Below are 22,088 nucleotides of genomic sequence, written 5' to 3'. Positions count from 1 at the left end.
TAAGGCGTTCCTCACGCATGCACAATCCGATCATCACATCGCTTTTGGATACTGATGCTTATAAACTGAATATGCAGCAGGCTGTCTTTCATCATTACCCTGACGTTCATGTCAGTGCGGACTTTTATTGCCGCAGTGATGAAAACCTTGCCTATCTGCGCGAGCAGCTTATCGACCATATTCACCACATGGGGACACTCCGTTTCCAAGCGGACGAGATTGATTATCTCGCCTCGTTAGATTTGTATCAGGCTGATTTTCTCGCCTACCTCTCGCACTTCCAGCTCAACCCTCAACAGGTGACGGTGTCCATTGAAGAGGGACAACTTGCTGTGCATATCGATGGGCCATGGTGTGACGTTATTCTGTGGGAAGTGCCACTGCTTGCGATTATCTGTGAGCTACGCAATCGCGCTTGCTATCCAGAATTGGGAGTCGCGGATGCCTTAGCGCGCCTTGACGACAAACTGGCACACTTACCGGCCGATGGCTACTCGGATGACTTTCATCTGGTTGATTTTGGTACACGCCGTCGTTTTTCGCGCGATGTCCATCAGGCTATCGTCACGCGTTTACACGCCGTTTATCCACCGCTAAAGGGGACCTCGAATTGCTGGTTAGCAAAGCAGCTAGGGCTTCCTCCGGTTGGCACACAAGCGCATGAGTGGTTTCAAGCCCACCAACAACTGGCGGGCGATCTAGCAGATTCTCAACAGCTCGCGCTTAATGTATGGCTACGCGAGTATCCGAATAGTCTTGGGATCGCCCTTACCGACTGTATCAATATGGATGCCTTTTTGCGCGATCTTGATGCGTCTCTATCTCAGGCATTCAGTGGCTTACGTCACGACAGCGGCGATCCCATCATCTGGGGCGAAAAAGCCATTGCGCACTATCGCCACCACCATATCGATCCTAAAGATAAAACACTCGTTTTTTCAGATAGCTTGACACTGGCTAAAGCCATTCATATTTATCAACACTTTGCGGGTAAGGCGAGTACGTCGTTTGGGATTGGCACACAACTGACTTGTGATCTACCCAATGTGAAAACACTAAATGTGGTGATCAAGCTGACCAGCTGCCAAGGTAAACCGGTTGCCAAAATATCGGATGAACCGAACAAGGCGATTTGTAAGGACGAGGCGCATTTATCGGCGCTAAAGGCCGCATTTAATTTGTCGCCGTGAATCACGGATTGGGCCCGTAAAATGCCATGACGATAACCGACTTTTACGGGCTGAACGATTCTTGACACTGCTATTCTTGGCGTTGCCGTTGTAATACCGCTTCCATACCAAATACATCATTGGTTAATCGCAAAGTATCAGCGGCCAGTTGGTATTGCGACGAGTGACGCCCTTCTTTGTAAATCAACATTAAGTGATCCCCCTCGACCAAATAGACGCCTCGATGGGTCACTAAACGGCCACTATCGCCTCTTACTTGCATCGCAAACAAAAAGTCTGGGCGCAACTTTAGCGACACACCGTCTACGTCTTCGCTAACATCATCACCTTCAATACTGTTTGAACGCCACAAACCACTCAGGTTGTCTGGAAGCAACTTCGTAAAGATAGCCCCCTGTAATTGCAACTGGTGATGATTCAATTGATAAGCATGTACCTGATCCGTGCCATTCTCATCATAAAGCCTCAGTGTTTGCTGAGTAACGCTATATTGGCCGGCCGCTGTTTCCAGCTTTCCGTTACGACGTAACATATCGATACGAAATTCATAGTGGGAGTTAAAGGAGATATTAATTGCTTTATAAGGATGGGGGGCTGATGTTTCGCTTGCTTCACTAAACCAGTACCATTGCCCCAGCAGCAAAGGAACGTCAAAGCGCCCTAAATCCTCGCTATGCACTGGCCATGCCATAAACATGGCAAGTGTGATCCCGTAGAAATAACGCATACCTTCCCCCTACTGATGGTGATGCCTTATTACTAAGATTAGACCTAGTTCTCATTTTGAGTGAAAAAAAAGCCCAGGTCGGATGACCCAGGCTTGTAGTGATCACAGTCGTGTCTTTTTCGGGCGCACTACTCGTTAAGAGATGACTCGTTACGCGATGTCGTGAGATTAACCAGATCTCGCGTAATACTAGCGGCTTCGTCTAGGTAGGCATCGGGCTCTTCATACTCTTTAGGTACATCATCGAGTGACTTGAAGCGAGGCTCACCCATGGCTTCTTGACGTGCATTTAAACGCGCTAAGCGGTCTGCATCTTCGTCATCCATCTCTTGACGTCGTACTTTCTCATTTAAAGACAAGGTATTGTCGTCCTTTTCTTTTTGATAGCGCGCGATATCTTGACGAATGAAACCGAACTCTCGATCGTCAGCAATCCTTGCTTGATGACGTTGCGCGAGGGTATCAATCACTGATTCAGGCAAAGACTGTGCCTGATAATCCGCTTTTTCAATACGATCCCAAGGCAATGCATTGTCTTCCATACTTTCACCAGTTTCATCAGGCGATACAGGCGATGGAAACGCAATGTCAGGTACGACACCTTTATTTTGGGTACTGCCGCCACTGATGCGATAAAACTTTTGGATTGTATATTGCACGTAACCCAGTGGGTTATCGAACAAATCGTAAATATGGTTGAGCGAACGATGCTGTTGCACTGTTCCTTTACCAAACGATTGTTCGCCAATCACTACCGCTCGATCATAATCCTGCATGGCAGCGGCAAAAATTTCCGACGCAGAGGCACTATAGCGATTTATCAGCACGGTCATTGGACCATCGTAATAGCTTTTGCCATCACTGTCGGCGTTGACTTTCACTCGACCGTAGCTGTCTCTTACTTGCACAATCGGGCCTTTGTCGATGAACAAACCACTGAGCGCCGTTGCTTCACTCAGCGCCCCGCCACCGTTATTACGTAAATCGACAACGATGCCACTGACATCTTTCTCTTGTAAGTTTGCCAATTCTTTTTTGGTATCATCGGCTAAGCCGACATAAAACCCCGGTACCGTGAGTACACCAATTTTATCTTCGCCGCGCGCGATCACTTCCGACTTCACCGCACGATCTTCAAGACGAATTTTATCGCGGGTTAACGTGACATTGTAACTTTTAGCATTAGCGCCTTCAGGAAGAATTTTGAGTTGAACCTCGCTCCCTTTCGGGCCTTTGATCAGTTCCACCACGTCATCCAGACGCCAGCCAATAACGTCGACAACCGATTCGTCTTCCTGGCCAACACCAATAATGCGGTCACCTGGCGACAACTGTTTTGACTTGGACGCAGGGCCACCAGCAACCAGAGAACGAATGACGGTATATTCGTTTTTGACCTGTAAAACGGCACCAATTCCTTCAAGAGACAGGTTCATTTCCGATTGAAATTGTTCGGCATTACGGGGAGATAAGTAGCTCGTATGCGGATCAACCTCACGGGCGAAGGCGTTCATGTAGACTTGAAACACATCTTCACTATGGCTTTGTGTGAGGCGTTTTAACGCACTGTTATACCGTTTCCCTAGGGTGTCGCGGATCGCATCATCCTCTTTCCCCGTGAGGCGTAAGTTCAATGCGTCATTTTTGACTCGCTTGTCCCAAATCGCATCAAGCTCCGCTTGATTTGCCGCCCATGGTCGCTCAGTACGATCCAGTACCATGCTCTCATCTGCGGAAAAATCAAACGGTTTATCGAGTGCTTTTAAAGCGTACTGATAGCGTTCAAAGCGCTTTTTGAGAACCCGGTTATAAATTGCATACGCGGCTTCTGTTTCACCCGCCTTTAATTGGTCATCTAAACGATGTTCCCAACGCGATAGCGTGTCAACATCATCCTGAGTCAAAAAGACACGGTTGTAGTCCAGCGTTTCAAGGTAGCGTTTAAAAATAGCCGCTGAGAACGCGTCATCGAGCGTAAACTGCTTGTAGTGCGATCGGGTAAAACGAGAGGTTACCCGCTTAGAAGCGGTTTCGTGTTGAGGTTCAGCAGAGAGTGAAGGTAACTCACTGAGTTGAAAATCGGCCTCTACGGCCTGGGCAGATGCTGCCAGCATGAGGCTGGCAGCAATCGCCGAAACGCGGCGTCGACAAAACATGCGTCGAGGAGTCTCCTTTAGGCGCTGAGGTGCTCCGCTTTTACTAACATGGTTAATCCGTTAGTTAGGCGAACCCGCACCTCATCCTTATTAATTTCAACAATGGTCGCAGGTAAATTACCATTGCCCATGTTCACATTTACGTCTTTGCCTACGACAACGTCGTTGGCGCTGAGTTCGCGACGTGGCTCACTCTCTTTCTTAGTCATTTTAGCGGGCTTTGGTTTACTTGTACGGCCTTTTGCCGATTGCGCTGCCGCTTTTTTGCCTTTGGCTGGCGCTTTTTCACCGTTTTTCGCCTGAGACTCCGCTTTTTTCGCCTGTTGTTGCTTACGACGCTCAGCGGCCCGTGCTTTACTTTCTGCTAGAGCCTGAGCCGCATGATCAATATGCTCTTGCTCTAACTCGCCGCACGCATTGCCATCTAAATCGACGCGTGACGCACCGGGTTTCACGCTGTGCAGATAACGCCAGGAAGACGTGTACTGACGAAGCGCGGCGCGCAATTGGGTTTTGCTTACCTTGGGATCGCCGTCAAGACGAGTCGCAAGATCTTGAAAAATACCAATTTTTAATGGCTTGGCTTCGCCTTCAACAGTAAAACATTTAGGGAAACGTTCAGCAATATAGGCAATGACTTCTTTGCTGTTCGCGAGCTTTTCAGTATTTTCCATGTTTTTTCCTGGCCTGCTGCAGCAAGACTGCAGCAGCGTATCTACGTGTATTTAAGTATGAAAGTGGTGCGTATTATAGATACCTGATATTAAAAAACTACCAAGATTGGCGAAATCATAAGTGTTTTTGCATTTCTTTGACCAAGGTAGCCAGTCCATGCTCATCTTCTTGGTCAAATCGACCGATACTTGGACTATCAATATCGAGTACCGCATGCCGTTGTCCGTTAACCTGCACTGGCAGAACAATTTCAGCGTTACTGGCGGCATCACAGGCGATATGTCCTTCAAAAGCATGGACATCTTCAACTCGCATGACAATATCTTGTCGGTAAGCCGCACCGCATACACCTTTATCAAAAGGAATACGAACACACGCGGGTTGGCCTTGAAATGGTCCAAGCACTAACTCGTCACCGTCATCCAGATAAAATCCCACCCAGTTGATATCGTCAAGTTGGCTATTTAGCAAGGCGCTCACATTAGCAAGCTTAGCGATAAGGTTAGGCTCACCTTCACATAAAGCCACCGCTTGTTGCGTTAACAAACGATAAAAATCCGCTTTGTTTTCCATAAATCACTGCATCTCAATCAACAAGACCATTACAATAGAAAGAATCTAAAGACATTTCAATTGAGTATCTTGATTTATGATCACTTGGCGCTGGCTTCTTGACCAAGCACGACCTCATCGAACGCGGCTAATCTGGGCAAACGTGGTCGCCATTGCTGCCACGCTCATCAGTGTGCCAATTCCGCTATTGATGCCATTGTTGGTCGACGAGGTGCTACTCGACAAACCCGATTGGGGGCTGTCGGTACTTAACACAATACTGCCACAAAGCTGGCAACAGGCTGCGTACTATATCGCTGCCGTCTTAGTGATCGTGGTATTGATGCGCACCATCAGCCAAGGGTTGAACATCTTACAAGGTCGCCAATTTACGCTGGTGGGTAAAGCCATCACCTATAAAATCCGTCAGCACTTGATTGCAAAACTCGGCCGTATCAGCATGCGAGAGTACGAACTTCGTGGCAGTGGCGGGCTGACTTCTCACCTTGTCACCGATGTGGAAACCATCGATAAGTTTATCGGGACCACGCTGAGTAAATTTATTATCGGGATCCTCACTGTCACCGGGACAGCGGTGGTTTTGCTTTGGATTGACTGGCGATTAGGCTTGTTTATCTTATTGATTAATCCCATTGTGGTGGCGCTGAGTCGTGCCCTCGGCCAACGCGTAAAACACCTTAAAACGCGCGAAAACCGAGCCTTTGAACAGTTCCAACAGCGACTGGTCGATACCCTAGACGGATTATATCAACTTCGCGCCGCTAACCGAGAGCGGACCTATTTAAAGCAACTTGATGACAGTGCAAATGATATTAAAGTGAGCGCCGATAAATACGCGTGGCAATCTGAGGCGGCGGGTCGTCTTTCGTTCTTAATGTTTTTAGTCGGCTTTGAACTCTTTCGCGCGGTCGCGATGGGCATGGTTTTTTTTAGTGATCTTTCTATCGGCTTGATGTTTGCCGTGTTTGGCTATCTATGGTTTATGCTCGGGCCAGTTCAAGAGCTACTCGGGATCCAGTTTGCGTGGTATAGCGCCAAAGCAGCGATGACTCGGATTAACGAGGTCTTGCAATTACCCGAAGAAACTCGGCGTCCAGAGGGGATCGATCCAGGCGAGCTCGTTTCAGGGAGGGAGAACCCGCAAGCAATCGATGTTGAGATAGATAATCTTCACTTTGCGTATGATGATGACAAAGCGGTTCTCGATGGTCTCACCATGCAGATCCCGGCCGGACAACGCGTGGCCCTCGTCGGCGCAAGTGGGGGCGGTAAATCAACCCTCATTCAGCTGTTGTTAGGGCTCTACCCTGTAGAACAGGGTGATATTCGCTTTAATGGCCATTCCATTCATGCCATCAATATGGATGCGCTTCGTCATCAAATTGCCGTGGTATTGCAACAGCCCATACTGTTTAATGATACTTTAAGAAATAATTTAAGTCTGGGACGTAAGTTTGATGATGCGACGCTCTGGCAAGCGTTGGAGCGCGCACAGCTGGGCGATGTCGTGAATCAGCTGACTCAAGGCTTAGAGACCCCAATGGGACGCCAAGGGGTGCGCTTATCAGGCGGTCAGCGCCAGCGTGTTGCAATTGCGCGTATGCTGCTCGGCGACCCTAAACTGGTGATTTTAGATGAAGCCACGTCGGCACTCGATACCGCCACTGAGCGCGCACTGCATCAAGCAATGCAAACCTTTTTGGCCGGTCGTACGACACTGATTGTTGCACATCGGCTGTCAGCGGTTAAAGAAGCCGATCTAATTTATGTGCTCGATGAAGGTCAGGTCAGTCAACAAGGGACACACACCGAACTGGTGAATGCACCCGGTGTTTATCAAACCTTATATGGACAACTCCAACAGGTAGCAGGGAAATAATCGTGAGAAGGCAACCACCAGACAACACCCTGTCGGTATCTTATCCAAGTCAGATAAGGTGCCCGGGTTGTGATCGGGTGCTACAAGGCTGTCAAACGGGTTATGACCATCTTGCCATTTGCCCACGCTGCGCGACCAAACTCGCACAGGGTCGACGCTTATCATTTAATAGTGAAATAGCGTTAACCTTGACGATACTTATCCTTTTCTTGCCAGCCCATCTCCAACCTTTGCTATCGATAGATTTATTAGGCTCAACGATCAACGCCTCCGTATTGACCGGTGCTGCGCGCCTTTGGTCCGACTTTCCTTTTGTGGCTGCGCTCGTGGTGATTTGTGCCTCTCTAGGGCCACTTATCTTTACCAGCGCTTTACTCACTTTACACCTTGCACGACGACGTCAAGCGATTCGGTGCTTTCGTCTTGCGGTCAAGGTGGTTGACCATAGTCGTCATTGGGTCATGGCGGATGTTTTGATGGTCAGTTTGGCCATCGCTTGTTTTAAAATTCAAGACTATGCCTCATTGCATTTCTCCATCGGCCTCGCCTGTTACGCGGTTATCCAGATCTTGCTCTCTGTGCTGCTGGTCAGAGTGAATACACAAAGATACTGGGATACATTTTCTTTAGCTGCGACATCATCGGATAACACGTCCACACTCATTCGTTGTGGTCACTGTGGCTTAACACAGACCGCAGACCAAGGTGCGTGCCAGCGCTGCCACCAGCCTCTTTATCGGCGTGTCATTCGCAGTGAGCAAAAGACATGGGCATGTTTGATCACAGCCAGTATTTTTTTGTTTCCAGCCAACGTGTATCCGATCTCAATTTTATTTTCTAACGGTATTCGGCTTGAAGACACCATCTTCTCTGGGGTGGCGAGCTTAATCAATAATGGCATGCCTGGTATTGCCGTGATCATTTTCACCGCCAGCATCATCGTTCCAGTGGCCAAGATCTTGGGGCTAGGATTAATACTAATCAGTTTTCGGCGCCGCACTGCCATTACACCTCGTCAGCATATGTGGCTATATCGTGGGGTTAAGTGGATCGGAAAATGGTCAATGATGGACTTATTCGTCATTGCATTTATGGTGGCATTAATTGATCGTGGTCGCATTATGGACTTTACCCCCGGGCCGGGCGCCATCGCGTTTGGCATTGTCGTGGTATTAACCATGCTCGCCACCGAATTTCTTGATACGCGTTTGATATGGGATCATCATGAGCGACAAACAAGACCTACCCTCACCGATAATTAAAACCACCTATGGCCTGTCTCCACTATGGATACTCCCTATACTGGCGCTAGGTTTAGCCGCATGGTTGGTGTTTCAGTCAATCAATGAAGCCGGGCAACGGATCCAGATTCTTTTTAGTGATGCACAAGGATTAGAGGCTGGGCGGACCATTATCCGCTATCAAGGGCTGGAGGTCGGCAAGGTGCGCAATATTACCTTGGCTGACGATCTTGATGGTATTTATGTCGATGCCAATATCTATCCAGAAGCCACACAGCTTTTAACTTCCGGGACAGAATTTTGGCTGGTCAAGCCTCGCGCCTCCATTACTGGGATCAGTGGCTTAGAAACCTTAGTATCCGGTAACTACATTGCTTTGCAGCCAGGAAAAGGTGAGCCTCGCCTGACATTTACCGCACGCGACGAGCCACCGACAGATATGGCCGAAAAGGCGGGGACGACGGTGAAACTGCGAGCACCGACCCTGGGCTCTCTTAATGTCGGCTCTCCCCTTTATTACCGTAAAATTCAAGTCGGCGAGGTTTATAGCTATCGGCTCGACAGTGACGCGCAAGGCGTGACGCTCTCGGCGTTGATTGAACCCCAATTCGCACACTTACTGAAAGAGCAGACACGTTTCTGGTCGGTCAGTGGGCTTAAAACACGGATCGATGCCTCTGGCGTCGAACTCGAATTAGATAGCGTGGCAAGTTTAATTGCGGGAGGCATTGCGTTCGACTCTCCCAATAACAGCCCTCGTTCGGATGCGAATCAGCCATTTCAATTGTATTCGAGTCTCGCGCATGCCGCGCGGGGGCAAACATTAAACATCGCTTTACCCGCTGATCACGGTCTGCCGGGCCGAGGCACACGGATCACCTACCAAGGATTAGAAGTGGGTGAAATTACGCGTATTGAAATCACAGACAATTATCCTGGTCCTATCGCCACCGCCAAACTCGATCCCAGTATGACCTGGCTACTGAACAAAGACACGCGTATAAAAATCGAGCAACCACAAATTGGCTTTGATGGCTTGAAAAACATCGGTAACCTCGTACTTGGCAATTATTTATCGATTGAGCCAGGTTCTGCGGACGCAGATTCCGTTACATCGGACCATCTATTCACCGCTGCCAACCGCCATCAACAACGTAAACAACAAGACAATGCCTTAACCGTCACCCTGACCGCAGACGATGCCTATGGTCTCTCTCAACATACAAAAGTGTTACACCGCGGCATAGAGGTCGGCTTTATTGACCATATCGGCTTCAATGAAAGTGACAATGTTACGATAGATGTGGTGATCGACCCGCAATATCGTCACCTCGTAAAACAAGCATCGCAATTTTTCATCCTTGGCGGCATTACTGGTGAGCTAACGGGTAAAGGGCTCGACGTGGTTGTGCCTGCAATGGAACAAATTGCCGATCCGGCACTTAGCTTCACCAGCAAGGGCGCGAAAGGCGCCAACGATACCTATCCGCTGTACATGTCATCCATTCAAGCAAAACATGCCAACCAAAGCGCACAAGGCCAAACGCGCTTTACGCTTGTCGCTGACCGCTTACCCAGTATCAGCGAAGGCAGCCCCGTGATGTATCGTAACTTTATTGTCGGTCAAGTGGAGGGTTACCAATTAAACGGTCAGAGCGTCACCATCGCCATCGCTGTCAATAACCGCTACAAGCACTTAATTCATCGCAATACAGTGTTTTGGAACCAATCCGGACTGGATATCAAAGCCAATTTACGTGGCGTTGAAATTAATACAGGCTCGGTCCGTTCGCTACTCAATGGCGGCATCGCGTTTGGCGACATGCCGGGGATCAGTAATCAACGCAACGGAGAGTGGAAGCTCTACCCTTCCAAACAAGACGCAGCCCAATATGGTGTTGATATTATGCTGACAGTCGACCAAGCCAATGGGGTAAAAGTAGGCAGTGCGATTCGCTATCAAGGCGTCGATGTGGGTGAAGTGATCGACATGTCGCCTGATTTCAGCCAGGAGAAGGTGCGTATACACGCAAGGCTCTACCCGAAATATAAACGCGCATTGGCGCGTCAAGGGAGTTACTTTTGGTTGACGCAACCCGTACTAAGTCTGACCAAGACCGAAAACTTAGACTCCTTATTTGGAACTTATATCTCCGTCGAGCCCGGCCAAGGTGAATTTTCCCAGCAGTTTGTCCTGCATGAGACGCCAAAGTATCCGCAAGGACTCACTTTGATATTAGAAAGCGATGCGCGCCATTCAGTGACCCGAGGTACGCCTGTGTTGTATCGAGAAATAGAAGTAGGCACTGTCGCTAAAATAACACTGGGTGAACTCGCTGATCGCGTTTTATTCGAATTACACATTGCTCCCGACTATGCCTATTTAGTACGCGAGAACTCTGTATTTTGGAATCAATCAGGCGTGGATGTCTCGATAGGATTAACCGGTGCCGATTTAAAAAGCGGTACCATTGATAGTTTGCTAAAAGGCGGGATTGCTTTCTCAACCCCTGAGGACAAGCCGCTTCAGCCTATCGCTCAGGATCAACAGCATTTTTTACTCCATGATGAAGGGAAAACCGCATGGAAAGCGTGGCGGACAACGATTCCCAAGCCATAAGATTCCTAAGCCATGATCCCCAGGGTATCGCGCGTCTGTCGCGATACCCTTTTATCTTCATTTCCACGCCCGCATTATTTTCTTCATGCGCTGGAAAATCACTAATGACAAACTACACTATAAGAAACAAAGTTAAATTGGCATCGGGCTCCAATGAGCCTTTTCCCTAAGCCCGGAACAGGACGTACCGGGCATTTTTTTGTCATGTTAATCGAACTTAGTTAAGTAAATGCCATCGTGTTCGATCCGGATTTGTCGCTGCTTATACAAGCCACCCAGTGTCTTTTTAAAGGTTGCCTTGCTCGTACGAAACAAAGCAAAAATAGCATCAGGCGAACTTTTATCATTCAGCGGTAAGAAGCCGTCTTTGTTTTCCAGCGTACGTAAGATTTTATCGCCTAACTCATCGACCCGGGCTTTACCTGGTTTTTGTAGCGATAAATCCATTTTGCCATCGTCGCGTACATGTTTGACGTAGGCGCTGAGTTTTTTGCCAATAAACAACTTACCAAACGCTTCAGCGCGATAAATCAGTCCCCAGTGTTGATTGTCGACCACACACTTATAGCCCAGATCAGTGTTATCCGTGATCAGTACCGTGACTTTATCTCCCTGTTGCATTTTGGGCTGTACGTCGCTAATAAACTTGTTAAATTTACGACTCGCCACAATGCGCCCTGATGCATTGTCGGTATAAACGCGCACAACATACGGTTTGCCCTCTTCCATACGCGTGCGTTGCTCACTAAATGGCACCAGCAAGTCTTTAGTCAGCCCCCAGTCAACAAACGCGCCCACTGAGTTCACACCAACACAACGCAAGGATGCAAACTCACCCACTTGCACATAAGGCGTTTCGGTGGTCGCTATGATGTCATCTTCAGAATCGAAATAAACAAACACATCAAGGTCGTCGCCAAGCTGAGTATTCTGCGGTACATAACGCTTGGGGAGGAGAATATTGCCGTAGTCATCTCCGTCCAGAAACACCCCAAAGTCTACCTGTTTGACCACAGTAAGCGTATTAAATTGGCCTAGTTTAATCATTGTCTCAACACGATAAAAAATAATGCCCCCAAGTATACGCAATTTGCACGTAAGATGCGTTGTTGATCCGACGCGTCGCAGAAAAAATACCCTTACTTTCTGTCTCTTGTTAGTCGTCGTAACCCTGTTAGGCTGGCTAAAGCAAATAAGGGGGAAACATGGCAGTATTTAATGGCGAACACATTCGGTTTAGTTTTAGCCAGTTGGGCAGCGCATTCGGTAAGTCCGTTACACCAACGCCGCTAGATAACGGACGAATTTTAACCTATGACGCCACCTTGGCGGAAAAACTCGGCTTAACCGATGCAGACATCAAAAGCGATACCTTTCGCGCGTTATTATCGGCAGAGCAACCCTTGGCCGGCCGCACGCCTTTTGCCATGAAATACACGGGGCACCAGTTTGGTCAATACAATCCCGCGCTCGGCGATGGGCGTGGCGTATTACTGGGCGAGTGGCGTGATAACAGCGGCACACTGTGGGATTGGCATCTAAAAGGGGCCGGTAAAACACCTTATAGTCGCCATGGTGATGGTCGGGCCGTGCTACGATCAACGCTCCGTGAATACTTAGCCAGTACAGCAATGCGCGGACTTGGCATCCCAACCACGCACGCCCTCGCCATGGCCACGAGCGACACGCCCGTCATGCGTGAGCGAATGGAAACCGCAGCAACGTTATTGCGGGTGACAGAAAGCCATGTCCGTTTTGGTCATTTTGAGTATTTATTTTTTAGCCAACAACATGACGCGCTGCGTACACTGGCCGACTATGTGATTGCGCGTCATTTCCCTGAACTTGCCAAAGCCGAGCAACCGTATGCGGCATTGCTGCAAGAAATTGTCGAGCGCACCGCTGGAATGATCGCTCAATGGCAAGCCGTTGGTTTTAACCATGGCGTGATGAATACCGACAATATGTCGATCCTGGGCCAAACCTTTGACTATGGCCCCTACGCATTTTTAGATGATTTCAATCCCAGCAATATTTGCAATCACACGGATCACACCGGACGCTACGCCTTCAACCAACAACCCGCCATTGGGCTTTGGAACCTCTCCGCATTGGGTTACGCATTCACGCCACTGCTCGACAGCGCGGTGATCAACGACATTCTTGGCGGCTATGAACATCATTTGCAAGTGGCATATAGCAAAGCAATGCGTGATAAATTGGGCTTATCGGACGCACAGCAGGGTGATAGCCATTTATTTAATGCGCTCTTTTCATTGCTTGAGAGCGAAGGTGTCGATTATACCCTTTTCTTTCGCCGGCTCAGCGAGATTGAAAACGATGCCCTACTCACCGCACCAAGCCTCAGTCAGTTTTCAGACATGATTGCCGATACCGACAGCTTGAGTGAATGGCTAAGCGATTACCATCAACGTATCCATCATCTTGATTCGCTTGAACGACTAAACCGTATGCGAGCAACAAACCCTGGATTTATTTTGCGTAACTCTCTGGCTCAGCAAGCCATTGATGCCGCAGAACAAGGTAACATGCAACCTACGCACGATCTTATCACTGTATTAGCCGCTCCCTTTGATGCACATCCGGCATTGGCCCATCTCGCACAACGGCCCGCGGAAGAAGACAAAGATCTCACCTTGAGTTGTTCATCCTAGTGCTGAGTATTAAACACACAGATTGATCAAGGGATTGAGTGACAGGGTAACATAATAACCTTCATTCAATCCGTCAATCATCGTCACGCATAACCTGTTGGTAGGCGTGACACCTTGCCGCTCTGGAAGAAAAAATCCAACAGATATCACATTGATGCTTTCACAGGCCGCTTTTTTTGCTATCTTACTGGCTTCGCAACAGATAAAAATGTGAGGAAGGCTGTCCTCTATGCCACTGAAAACCGACGAGCTTCGAACCCGTGTGGTCGATACCATGCCTACGCCTGCAGAGGTGGAAGCTGCCCACCCCGTTACTGACAGTGTTGCTCACCACATAACCACCGCACGACGTGCGATTAGCGATATTCTCAATGGCCGAGACCCTAGACTACTCGTGATCGTCGGCCCTTGCTCGATTCACGATCCAACCGCGGCCCGTGATTACGCAGCAAAGCTCAAAACCCTAGCCGATCAATACACAGATCAATTATTGGTGGTGATGCGCACCTATTTTGAAAAGCCGCGCACCGTTGTCGGTTGGAAAGGCTTGATCAACGATCCCCACCTCGACGGTAGCGGCGACATTCGTGCGGGGCTATTCACCGCGCGTGAGTTACTGCTCGATATCAATAAAATGGGTTTACCGACGGCGACCGAGTTTCTCGATATGATTACCGGTCAGTATATTGCTGACCTAATTAGCTGGGGCGCGATCGGCGCTCGAACGACCGAATCCCAAATTCATCGCGAGATGGCGTCAGCGCTCTCAAGCCCTGTTGGGTTTAAAAATGGCACCGATGGTAATATTACTATTGCCGTCGACGCGATTCGTGCAAGCCGTGAATCGCATTTGTTCTGCTCGCCGGACAAACATGGCGCCATGACAATCTATCGCACTGCCGGTAACCCTGACGGCCATGTTATTTTGCGCGGCGGACACCAGCCGAATTATCACGCGCATGATGTACAGGCAGCCGCGAACACGCTGGCAGGTTTTGGCTTACCTACCAAGCTTGTGGTTGATTTTAGCCATGGTAATTGCCAAAAGCAGCACCGCCGTCAATTGGAGGTGTGTGCAGACATTGCCGCGCAAATCCATGGTGGCGAGCAAGCGATCGCTGGCATTATGGCTGAGAGTTTTTTACAAGAAGGTAATCAAGCAATGGGGAGTGCCGATTCACGCACCTATGGTCAGTCGATTACCGATCCTTGTCTCGGCTGGGAAGATACCGAAAAGGTTTTGGCTCAACTTGCCAACGCTGTCATGGCGCGAAAAAATACATAACCATTGATTGAACATGGGTATGTCCAGAGCATGCCCCCAACTAGGATGAGACTATGCCTTCATTTGATATTGTGTCTGAAATTGACAAAGTGGAACTCAAAAATGCCGTTGATAATGCCAATCGTGAACTGGCAACACGGTTTGATTTTCGTGGTGTGGAAGCCAATTTTGACTTGGATAAAGAAGCGGTAAAAGTGATTGCTGAGGCTGATTTTCAAGTGAATCAAATGATGGATATGCTTCGCAGCAATTTGGCCAAGCGTGGTGTTGATGCACGCGCGATGGATATTCAGGAAATGGTCCATTCCGGTAAGAGCTTTTCACAGCAGGTGAAGTTCAAAAATGGCATTGAGACGCCAGTGGCGAAAAAGATCACCAAAGCGATCAAAGATGCCAAGATGAAGGTCCAGACGCAAATTCAAGGTGAGCAAGTCCGTGTTACCGGTAAGAAACGCGACGATTTACAGGCTGTAATTCAATTGATCAAAGACAGTGATTTTGAGCAACCTTTTCAGTTTGAGAACTTCCGCGACTAACGGTTTACGCCTCGAACTATCTAAAAGCGGGCGCCTGAAGCGCCCGTTTTTATTCTTAGTGATGCCCCGCGCTACTTGTAGTTATTTTTTATCTCATCGAGCGTGCCATCCATGATCGCCTGGTCAACGCCTGCTTGCAGTTTTTCAACATAGCTGTCTGGTGTATTGTTACTTAGACTGTAATAAAGCTGTGATTCATTTAACACATGCACCACCTCAAACTGGCTGGTATCGATATTACTCTGGCTCATGATATACGCACTCACATTTTCTTCATAAGCCCACATATCTATCCGCCCAGCGGCTAATTGTTTTGCCAACAAGTCCGGTTTCGGGGATAAACGAATTGATTTCTTGCCAACGCCCATCGTTTCTAATAGGTGTTGACCCACATCATCTCGTACCACGCCAACTTTGTAGTCAGCAAAGTCACTCGCGTTATTGATTGTTATCTCTTTGCTTTTTGGCGCCCAAACCACCACTTTGGTATCGGTAATGGGCCCAACCCATTTAAACTTATCTTCACGCTCTGCGGTGCGTGTGGTTGAAAAAAGGACCGTATTGGGTTCAGACAACGCGGTCGCATAACCACGCGCCCACGGTTGCAATTTCACTTGATCACGGCTAATTGGCTCACCCGCCGCCTTAGTCGCAGCCTCTAGAAAATCAACGGCAATCCCTTTTAACTCACCACGCTCTTCATAATTGAACGGGGGATACACCTCTGTAATATAATCTAAATCGCTTAAATTAGCAGCGAGAGTCGTGGTCGAAAAAACCAGCAAGCTGGCGGCAATAAGTGACTTCATTGGACTACCTCTTTTTACCTTCCATTAAATGTGTACAGCCAACATCTTTATTATTAGCTTTCAATCAATTGCTGTCGGTCACCGAGTAGCAAGTTTAAACCGCACTGCGTTGTGGCCTACAGGCAAAGTGTAGACCCCTCGCTCTTCTCTTGCGCAACTTTGCTAATACCCACACCGCACATTGAGGTAAAAAAGTTGAATTAGGTCACCATTCATGCCTAAACTTTACCCCTTATTGCAAATCGCCTGGGGCTATCGCTACCTAACGCACAAAAAGCGTTCGGCAAAGGACATAAAACGCCACGAAGGCACATGATAACGCCCAACATTCGTCATCGACCCAACGAAAAGAACCATCGAGTCTGATCATTCATGAATAATCAAAAACGTCCTCTTTATATCCCCTACGCGGGGCCAGCTCTGCTAGAAACGCCACTATTAAACAAAGGCAGCGCATTCAGTGTTGAAGAGCGTAAGTTCTTTAACCTTGAAGGATTATTGCCAGACGCGATAGAAAGCATTGAAGAACAAACCGAGCGCGCCTATCAGCAATACCAACGCTTCGAAAACGATATCGATAAGCATATCTATCTTAGAAATATTCAAGATACCAACGAAACGCTGTTTTACCGACTGGTATCGAACCACATCACCGAAATGATGCCTATCATCTATACCCCCACGGTTGGGGCGGCGTGTGAGAACTTTTCCAATATTTATCGCCGCGGACGCGGGTTATTTATTTCTTATCCAAACCGCGATCGTATTGATGATGTTTTAAACAATGCGTCTCGTCACAATGTCAAAGTGATAGTGGTCACCGATGGAGAACGGATTCTGGGATTAGGCGACCAAGGGATCGGTGGCATGGGCATCCCTATCGGAAAGCTATCGCTCTATACCGCGTGCGGTGGGATCAGTCCGGCTTATACGCTTCCCATTGTTCTGGATGTAGGAACTAATAACCCACAACGGCTCTCCGATCCCATGTATATGGGATGGCGCCACACTCGGATTAGCGGCCAAGAGTACGATGCATTTATTGAAGAGTTCATCCAAGCAGTACAGCGCCGCTGGCCTGAAGCATTGATCCAATTTGAAGATTTCGCGCAAAAAAATGCCATGCCAATCCTAGAACGCTATAAAGACAAGGTGTGCTGCTTTAATGATGATATCCAAGGGACGGCAGCAGTCACCGTGGGCTCATTAATTTCCGCGTGTAAAGCGGCTGGCACCAAGTTGTCTGAACAGCGGATCACCTTTTTAGGCGCGGGCTCTGCCGGTTGTGGTATTGCAGAAGCTATCATTGCACAAATGGTCGCGGAGGGCATTTCAGATGCACAAGCTCGCTCACGCGTGTATATGGTCGATCGCTGGGGTCTATTAGTCGATGCAATGCCAAACTTGCTCGACTTCCAGCAAAAGCTGGTACAAAAAAGCGAGGCACTAGCGGAGTGGCAGCTAGAAGATAGCAACATCTCACTATTAGACGTGGTTCGAAACGCGAAACCCACCGTGCTCGTCGGCGTATCGGGGGCACCAGGGTTATTCACTGAAGATGTCATTAAACAAATGCATGCCACCTGTCCACGCCCGATTATTTTTCCTTTATCTAACCCCACGAGCCGGGTCGAGGCGACGCCATTTGATATTTTGCGTTGGACCGATGGTCAAGCGCTAGTTGCCACAGGAAGTCCATTTGAGCCCGTCCGTTTAGATAATGGCAAAACCTTCCCCATCGCACAGTGTAACAACAGCTATATTTTTCCAGGCATCGGGCTTGGCGTATTAGCCGTCGGGGCTTCTCGTGTTACCGATGGCATGCTAATGGCCTCATCGCGAGCACTATCCGAATGCTCTCCTCTGGCGAAGCGAGGGATCGGCGCCCTGCTCCCACCTTTGGAGGATATTACCCAAGTATCAAAACGTATTGCGTTTGAGGTGGCTAAAGAAGCGATTGTTGAAGGCGTCGCCGCCGAGCTCTCTGATGAGGCACTGAAAAAGCGCATCGAGGAGAGTTTTTGGTCGCCTGAATACCGAGCTTACAAACGCACCTCATTTTAACCAAAGACTGACAGAAAAAGCGCCTACTCAGGCGCTTTTTTTGCTACCATTCCACCTACTTGCCGCACCCGCTATTATCGAGTGCTGTCCGTCAAAAAAGGGATACAACGCACCATGGCTCTCCGGCGCCTCGTTCGTCAGGCGATAATCACATTGGCTATACTCACAGCCCTTACTGTTATTCTCATGGCGGCTAGCGATATCGCAATCACGCTTAACGCCAAAGGGCGTATCTATAAAGATGTCGATGTATTGCCCAAACGACAAGTGGGGCTCGTGCTCGGCACCAGTAAATATATCGGCAAAACCTCAAATCCTTATTACACCTATCGCATTGAAGCGGCTGAGGCCCTTTATCACGCAGGAAAGATTGACCACCTGCTTCTTAGCGGCGACAACGCTCATCGGTCGTATAACGAACCCTGGACGATGAAACGAGATTTACGCAAGGCGGGCATCGCGGAAGAAGCGATTCATCTTGATTATGCGGGCTTTCGGACACTCGATTCCGTTGTTCGCGCCAAAACGGTTTTTAGTCTTGCACGTTTTACCGTCATCACGCAGAAATTTCATTGTGAACGTGCGCTGTTTCTTGCGGATGTAAACGATATTGATGCCATCTGTTACGCGGTACCAAGCCCCAGAGGCTGGGCCGGTACCAAGATCCGCGCCAGAGAAATACTGGCACGCACTAAAGCAGTACTAGACAGTTTTATTCTTAATGTGAAACCAAAATTTACCGGACCTAAAGCACCGATAGATGGCCTCTCAAACCGATAACCCCCTTCTGACGTTATGACTAGGCGTTCTGCCATCGATGCTGCCCGAATCACAATTTTTACATTGTTTTAATCATTTGTTTAAAAACCTGCCTGCAATCGATTAACACCCTGACCAATAAAGCGTATATTAGCCATCGCTTGGTAATCTGTTATGGCTTGTTTTTGCTTATAAATCCCCGTTATCAAGCGAATCACACAAATATTATAAATAAGTACAATATCTGATAACGTTTGTAAAAGGACGCCCTATGAACCTGCAATCCCTTTCTTTACACTCCTGGAAGCTCGATCGAAAAGCCTGGATTTTATTGGCTGATATTGCGTTGTTTTTCGTTTTATATCACAGCTTACCTTTTGCCGCCGACGTAACAACTGGCCTCAGCTTACTGGTCTTTATCGCCGTGCTTTGGCTCACCGAAGCCATCCATGTCAGCATGACAGCGATATTGGTGCCGATCATGGCAGTGGGTCTCGGTGTGTTTGAAACACCGGCGGCGTTGTCAAACTTTGCTAATCCTATTATCTTTCTGTTTCTAGGTGGGTTTGCTTTAGCCGCAGCATTGCAAGCTCAAGGGCTCGATCAAGCGATTGCCAATAAAGTATTAACCATCGCCCAAGGAAAAATGTCAGTGGCAGTCATGATGCTCTTTGGTGTTACCGCCGGTCTATCGATGTGGATCAGTAATACAGCCACGACAGCAATGATGCTTCCTTTGGTACTCGGTATCTTACATAAGGTGAATAATCAAAAAGATCATGGCACCTATGTTTTCGTCCTGTTGGGGATTGCTTACTGTGCCAGTATCGGTGGCATCGCGACCATTGTAGGTAGCCCACCAAATGCCATCGCCGCTGCAGAAGCAGGCCTCAGTTTCGCAGACTGGATGAAGCTCGGACTGCCTGTCACGCTTATCCTACTGCCAGTGGCTGTTGTTGTGTTGTATTTTTTAACCAAACCGAATCTTAACTACAGCTTTGATGCCGACAAACGCGGCTTTGAGTGGACCACGCCACGTTTAATCACCATTGCTATCTTTGCGCTTACGGTGTCGGCGTGGATCTTCAGTAAACCCTTAAATGCCATGCTCGGTGGTCTCAGTAAATTTGACTCGATCGTCGCGCTGTCTGCGATCGTACTACTGGGTGCTGCCCGAGTGGTAAAGTGGAAGGAAGTGGAAAAAACCGCAGATTGGGGCGTTCTATTATTGTTCGGTGGCGGTATTTGCTTAAGCAACGTACTCAAAGAAACAGGCACCAGTGTATTCTTGGCGAATCACCTCAGTAGCGCGGTGACCGGCTCCGGGTTGTTCTTTACCATGCTTGGTGTCGTCGCGTTTGTTATATTCCTCACAGAGTTTGCCAGTAACACCGCCAGCGCCGCACTGTTAGTTCCCGTCTTCGCGACCATTGCAGAAGCCTTAGGCGTGTCCCCCGTGGCACTATCGGCGTTAATTGCCATTGCAGCATCCTGTGCCTTTATGCTTCCCGTTGCCACCCCTCCTAACGCCATTGTGTTTGGATCTGGGCATATTGAACAACGTGATATGATGCGGGTTGGCATGTACTTAAACCTTGTTTGTATTGTGGTTCTTGCCATTTTTACCCGTTTATTCTGGTAATCTCACTCACTACCTGGCATTTGCGCCAGGTAGTGTTTTTCGCGTCTTCTCGTCTATCAAAATTGTTTCAATTGAGTTTCAGGTTTACACTAGCGCAACGCTTAATAACCCGTAAACGACTATGGCATTTGCAGAAATTACTGGCTGGGGTAAATGTCTCCCGCCTGCTGTGTTGAGTAATGATAACCTCAGCACCATCTTAGAAACCAATGATGAATGGATCCGCTCGCGCACTGGCATTGAGGCGCGTCGAGTGAGTCATGTAGAAACCTCGGACTTAGCAACCGTTGCTGCCCATCGAGCCCTGGCGGCTGCAGGTATCGACGCGAGCCAGTTAGACTTATTGATTGTCGCGACATGCTCGCCAGATACCTTAATTCCTAACATCGCTTCAAAGGTTCAAGGAAATATTGGCGCCCTACGTGCAGCCGCTTTCGATATGAATGCCGCCTGTACTGGATTCCTTTATGGATTAGAAACGGCCACCAAAATGTTGCAAGCCGGCCATTACCAGCACGCACTGATTATTGGTGCAGAACACCTTACTTGGTACTTGGATTGGAGCAAACGCGATACCGCCGTGTTATTCGGTGACGGAGCGGGGGCAGTCGTGGTGAGCAAAAGCGATCAAGAAGTAGGCTTGTTGGATGCGCAACTCGGATGTGATTCAGCAGGAAGAGACGTATTAGCCATCCCGGCATTTGGCACCGCTATGGATCGTTTTGATCCCGACAATGGGCACTTTTCGTTTGACTTTATCGGTCGCGATATTTTTAAACGCGCGGTGAAAGGTATGGGCTCTGCGGCAAATCAAGTGCTTGCCCGCAATCAACTCAACGCCGACGACATCGATCTTGTTGTTCCTCATCAGGCGAATAAACGGATTATTGAAACCTTGTGTGAGCATGCCGGTATTGAACTGGATAAAGCATTTATCAATATCCAGCATTACGGTAATACGTCTGCCGCAACAATTCCTATCGCCTTGTGCGAAGCGGTAGAACAAGGCGTCGTCAAGCCGCACAGTCAATTGCTCACCGCGGCATTTGGCGCTGGGCTTACCTGGGGCGCAGGACTGATTCGCTGGGGTGAGCGAACCACACCTATCGCGCAATCAAATGCAGACCTACCACCCACCGATAAAACGGCACTCGAGCTATTAGACGACGCAATTAATCACTGTCAAAAGTCGAACAAGTAGCAACACGAGAAAGCTAAGATCCAAAAAGCCGACAATCAAGATGTCGGCTTTTTCTT

The 22,088-nt window shown here is 48.5% G+C and carries 17 protein-coding genes; 11 read left to right on the top strand and 6 right to left on the bottom strand.

What is annotated here, in order from left to right; translation table 11 throughout:
• Positions 1-17: 17 nt before the first annotated feature.
• Complete coding sequence (gene pncB / locus BZG78_RS06570; protein WP_077660729.1) at positions 18-1,190, top strand: nicotinate phosphoribosyltransferase; 1,173 nt, start codon at positions 18-20, stop codon at positions 1,188-1,190.
• Between the two features lie 70 nt (positions 1,191-1,260).
• On the opposite strand, the gene BZG78_RS06565 is transcribed toward pncB, so the two are convergent.
• From BZG78_RS06565 to BZG78_RS06550, 4 genes are all read right to left on the bottom strand, one after another.
• Positions 1,261-1,917, bottom strand: a complete 657-nt coding sequence (locus tag BZG78_RS06565; protein ID WP_077660728.1) for a hypothetical protein — start codon at positions 1,915-1,917, stop codon at positions 1,261-1,263.
• Between the two features lie 128 nt (positions 1,918-2,045).
• The gene (gene prc / locus BZG78_RS06560; protein WP_077660727.1) at positions 2,046-4,073 is read right to left on the bottom strand and encodes a carboxy terminal-processing peptidase; all 2,028 of its coding nucleotides are present in this window, start codon (positions 4,071-4,073) and stop codon (positions 2,046-2,048) included.
• 17 nt (positions 4,074-4,090) lie between these two features.
• Positions 4,091-4,747: an RNA chaperone ProQ gene (proQ, locus tag BZG78_RS06555; RefSeq protein ID WP_021023230.1), complete on the bottom strand. Its 657-nt coding sequence runs from the start codon at positions 4,745-4,747 to the stop codon at positions 4,091-4,093.
• 115 nt (positions 4,748-4,862) lie between these two features.
• A complete protein-coding gene (locus tag BZG78_RS06550) occupies positions 4,863-5,321 on the bottom strand; it encodes a GAF domain-containing protein (RefSeq protein WP_077460564.1) in 459 nt (152 codons plus the stop codon).
• A gap of 76 nt (positions 5,322-5,397) precedes the next feature.
• Here BZG78_RS06550 and BZG78_RS06545 point away from each other — a divergent pair, with 76 nt between their 5' ends.
• Genes BZG78_RS06545 through BZG78_RS06535 form a run of 3 tightly spaced genes read left to right on the top strand, consistent with a single transcriptional unit; the run spans position 5,398 to position 11,061 of the window.
• Positions 5,398-7,200: an ABC transporter ATP-binding protein gene (locus BZG78_RS06545; protein WP_077660726.1), complete on the top strand. Its 1,803-nt coding sequence runs from the start codon at positions 5,398-5,400 to the stop codon at positions 7,198-7,200.
• A 2-nt stretch (positions 7,201-7,202) separates the two neighbouring features.
• The gene (locus tag BZG78_RS06540; RefSeq protein WP_158011787.1) at positions 7,203-8,462 is read left to right on the top strand and encodes a paraquat-inducible protein A; all 1,260 of its coding nucleotides are present in this window, start codon (positions 7,203-7,205) and stop codon (positions 8,460-8,462) included.
• A complete protein-coding gene (locus tag BZG78_RS06535; protein WP_077660725.1) occupies positions 8,425-11,061 on the top strand; it encodes an MlaD family protein in 2,637 nt (878 codons plus the stop codon). Before BZG78_RS06540 ends, BZG78_RS06535 begins: the two co-directional genes overlap by 38 nt.
• A gap of 207 nt (positions 11,062-11,268) precedes the next feature.
• Here BZG78_RS06535 and BZG78_RS06530 read toward each other — a convergent pair whose 3' ends face one another.
• Positions 11,269-12,108: a S1-like domain-containing RNA-binding protein gene (locus BZG78_RS06530; protein WP_077660724.1), complete on the bottom strand. Its 840-nt coding sequence runs from the start codon at positions 12,106-12,108 to the stop codon at positions 11,269-11,271.
• Positions 12,109-12,266: 158 nt separating this feature from the next.
• Here BZG78_RS06530 and BZG78_RS06525 point away from each other — a divergent pair, with 158 nt between their 5' ends.
• From BZG78_RS06525 to BZG78_RS06515, 3 genes are all read left to right on the top strand, one after another.
• The gene (locus tag BZG78_RS06525; protein WP_077660723.1) at positions 12,267-13,736 is read left to right on the top strand and encodes a protein adenylyltransferase SelO; all 1,470 of its coding nucleotides are present in this window, start codon (positions 12,267-12,269) and stop codon (positions 13,734-13,736) included.
• Positions 13,737-13,965: 229 nt separating this feature from the next.
• Positions 13,966-15,021: a 3-deoxy-7-phosphoheptulonate synthase gene (locus tag BZG78_RS06520; protein ID WP_077575985.1), complete on the top strand. Its 1,056-nt coding sequence runs from the start codon at positions 13,966-13,968 to the stop codon at positions 15,019-15,021.
• A 53-nt stretch (positions 15,022-15,074) separates the two neighbouring features.
• Positions 15,075-15,557, top strand: coding sequence for a YajQ family cyclic di-GMP-binding protein (locus BZG78_RS06515; protein WP_021023238.1), 483 nt, complete (start codon positions 15,075-15,077; stop codon positions 15,555-15,557).
• A 71-nt stretch (positions 15,558-15,628) separates the two neighbouring features.
• On the opposite strand, the gene BZG78_RS06510 is transcribed toward BZG78_RS06515, so the two are convergent.
• On the bottom strand, positions 15,629-16,366 hold the full coding sequence (locus BZG78_RS06510; RefSeq protein WP_021023239.1) for a transporter substrate-binding domain-containing protein: 738 nt from the start codon (positions 16,364-16,366) through the stop codon (positions 15,629-15,631).
• Positions 16,367-16,738: 372 nt separating this feature from the next.
• On the opposite strand from BZG78_RS06510, the gene BZG78_RS06505 reads away from it, so the two are divergent.
• The 4 genes from BZG78_RS06505 to BZG78_RS06490 all read left to right on the top strand — a co-directional run bounded on the left by BZG78_RS06505 (position 16,739) and on the right by BZG78_RS06490 (position 22,032).
• Positions 16,739-18,430 carry an NAD-dependent malic enzyme gene (locus BZG78_RS06505; RefSeq protein WP_021023240.1) on the top strand — a complete coding sequence of 564 codons (1,692 nt, stop codon included), beginning with the start codon at positions 16,739-16,741 and terminating at the stop codon, positions 18,428-18,430.
• 114 nt (positions 18,431-18,544) lie between these two features.
• A complete protein-coding gene (locus BZG78_RS06500) occupies positions 18,545-19,210 on the top strand; it encodes an ElyC/SanA/YdcF family protein (protein ID WP_077660722.1) in 666 nt (221 codons plus the stop codon).
• A gap of 250 nt (positions 19,211-19,460) precedes the next feature.
• Complete coding sequence (locus tag BZG78_RS06495) at positions 19,461-20,831, top strand: DASS family sodium-coupled anion symporter (protein WP_077660721.1); 1,371 nt, start codon at positions 19,461-19,463, stop codon at positions 20,829-20,831.
• 121 nt (positions 20,832-20,952) lie between these two features.
• Positions 20,953-22,032 (top strand): ketoacyl-ACP synthase III, encoded by a 1,080-nt coding sequence (locus tag BZG78_RS06490; protein ID WP_077660720.1) that lies wholly within the window; start codon positions 20,953-20,955, stop codon positions 22,030-22,032.
• The last annotated feature ends 56 nt before the right edge of the window (positions 22,033-22,088 follow it).

Origin of the sequence: Salinivibrio sp. MA351, from assembly GCF_001996065.1 — a bacterium.
GTDB classification, from domain to species: domain Bacteria; phylum Pseudomonadota; class Gammaproteobacteria; order Enterobacterales; family Vibrionaceae; genus Salinivibrio; species Salinivibrio costicola.
Note: the sequence above shows the minus strand (reverse complement) of the source record. Positions and strands in the feature narration are given on the sequence as shown.

What these genes read in the sequence shown, in the direction of transcription:
- pncB (WP_077660729.1), top strand. Translation starts at nt 18, where the DNA reads ATGCACAATCCGATCATCACATCGCTTTTGGATACTGATGCTTATAAA.
- BZG78_RS06565 (WP_077660728.1), bottom strand. Translation starts at nt 1,917, where the DNA reads ATGCGTTATTTCTACGGGATCACACTTGCCATGTTTATGGCATGGCCA.
- prc (WP_077660727.1), bottom strand. Translation starts at nt 4,073, where the DNA reads ATGTTTTGTCGACGCCGCGTTTCGGCGATTGCTGCCAGCCTCATGCTG.
- proQ (WP_021023230.1), bottom strand. Translation starts at nt 4,747, where the DNA reads ATGGAAAATACTGAAAAGCTCGCGAACAGCAAAGAAGTCATTGCCTAT.
- BZG78_RS06550 (WP_077460564.1), bottom strand. Translation starts at nt 5,321, where the DNA reads ATGGAAAACAAAGCGGATTTTTATCGTTTGTTAACGCAACAAGCGGTG.
- BZG78_RS06545 (WP_077660726.1), top strand. Translation starts at nt 5,398, where the DNA reads ATGATCACTTGGCGCTGGCTTCTTGACCAAGCACGACCTCATCGAACG.
- BZG78_RS06535 (WP_077660725.1), top strand. Translation starts at nt 8,425, where the DNA reads ATGAGCGACAAACAAGACCTACCCTCACCGATAATTAAAACCACCTAT.
- BZG78_RS06530 (WP_077660724.1), bottom strand. Translation starts at nt 12,108, where the DNA reads ATGATTAAACTAGGCCAATTTAATACGCTTACTGTGGTCAAACAGGTA.
- BZG78_RS06525 (WP_077660723.1), top strand. Translation starts at nt 12,267, where the DNA reads ATGGCAGTATTTAATGGCGAACACATTCGGTTTAGTTTTAGCCAGTTG.
- BZG78_RS06520 (WP_077575985.1), top strand. Translation starts at nt 13,966, where the DNA reads ATGCCACTGAAAACCGACGAGCTTCGAACCCGTGTGGTCGATACCATG.
- BZG78_RS06515 (WP_021023238.1), top strand. Translation starts at nt 15,075, where the DNA reads ATGCCTTCATTTGATATTGTGTCTGAAATTGACAAAGTGGAACTCAAA.
- BZG78_RS06510 (WP_021023239.1), bottom strand. Translation starts at nt 16,366, where the DNA reads ATGAAGTCACTTATTGCCGCCAGCTTGCTGGTTTTTTCGACCACGACT.
- BZG78_RS06505 (WP_021023240.1), top strand. Translation starts at nt 16,739, where the DNA reads ATGAATAATCAAAAACGTCCTCTTTATATCCCCTACGCGGGGCCAGCT.
- BZG78_RS06500 (WP_077660722.1), top strand. Translation starts at nt 18,545, where the DNA reads ATGGCTCTCCGGCGCCTCGTTCGTCAGGCGATAATCACATTGGCTATA.
- BZG78_RS06495 (WP_077660721.1), top strand. Translation starts at nt 19,461, where the DNA reads ATGAACCTGCAATCCCTTTCTTTACACTCCTGGAAGCTCGATCGAAAA.
- BZG78_RS06490 (WP_077660720.1), top strand. Translation starts at nt 20,953, where the DNA reads ATGGCATTTGCAGAAATTACTGGCTGGGGTAAATGTCTCCCGCCTGCT.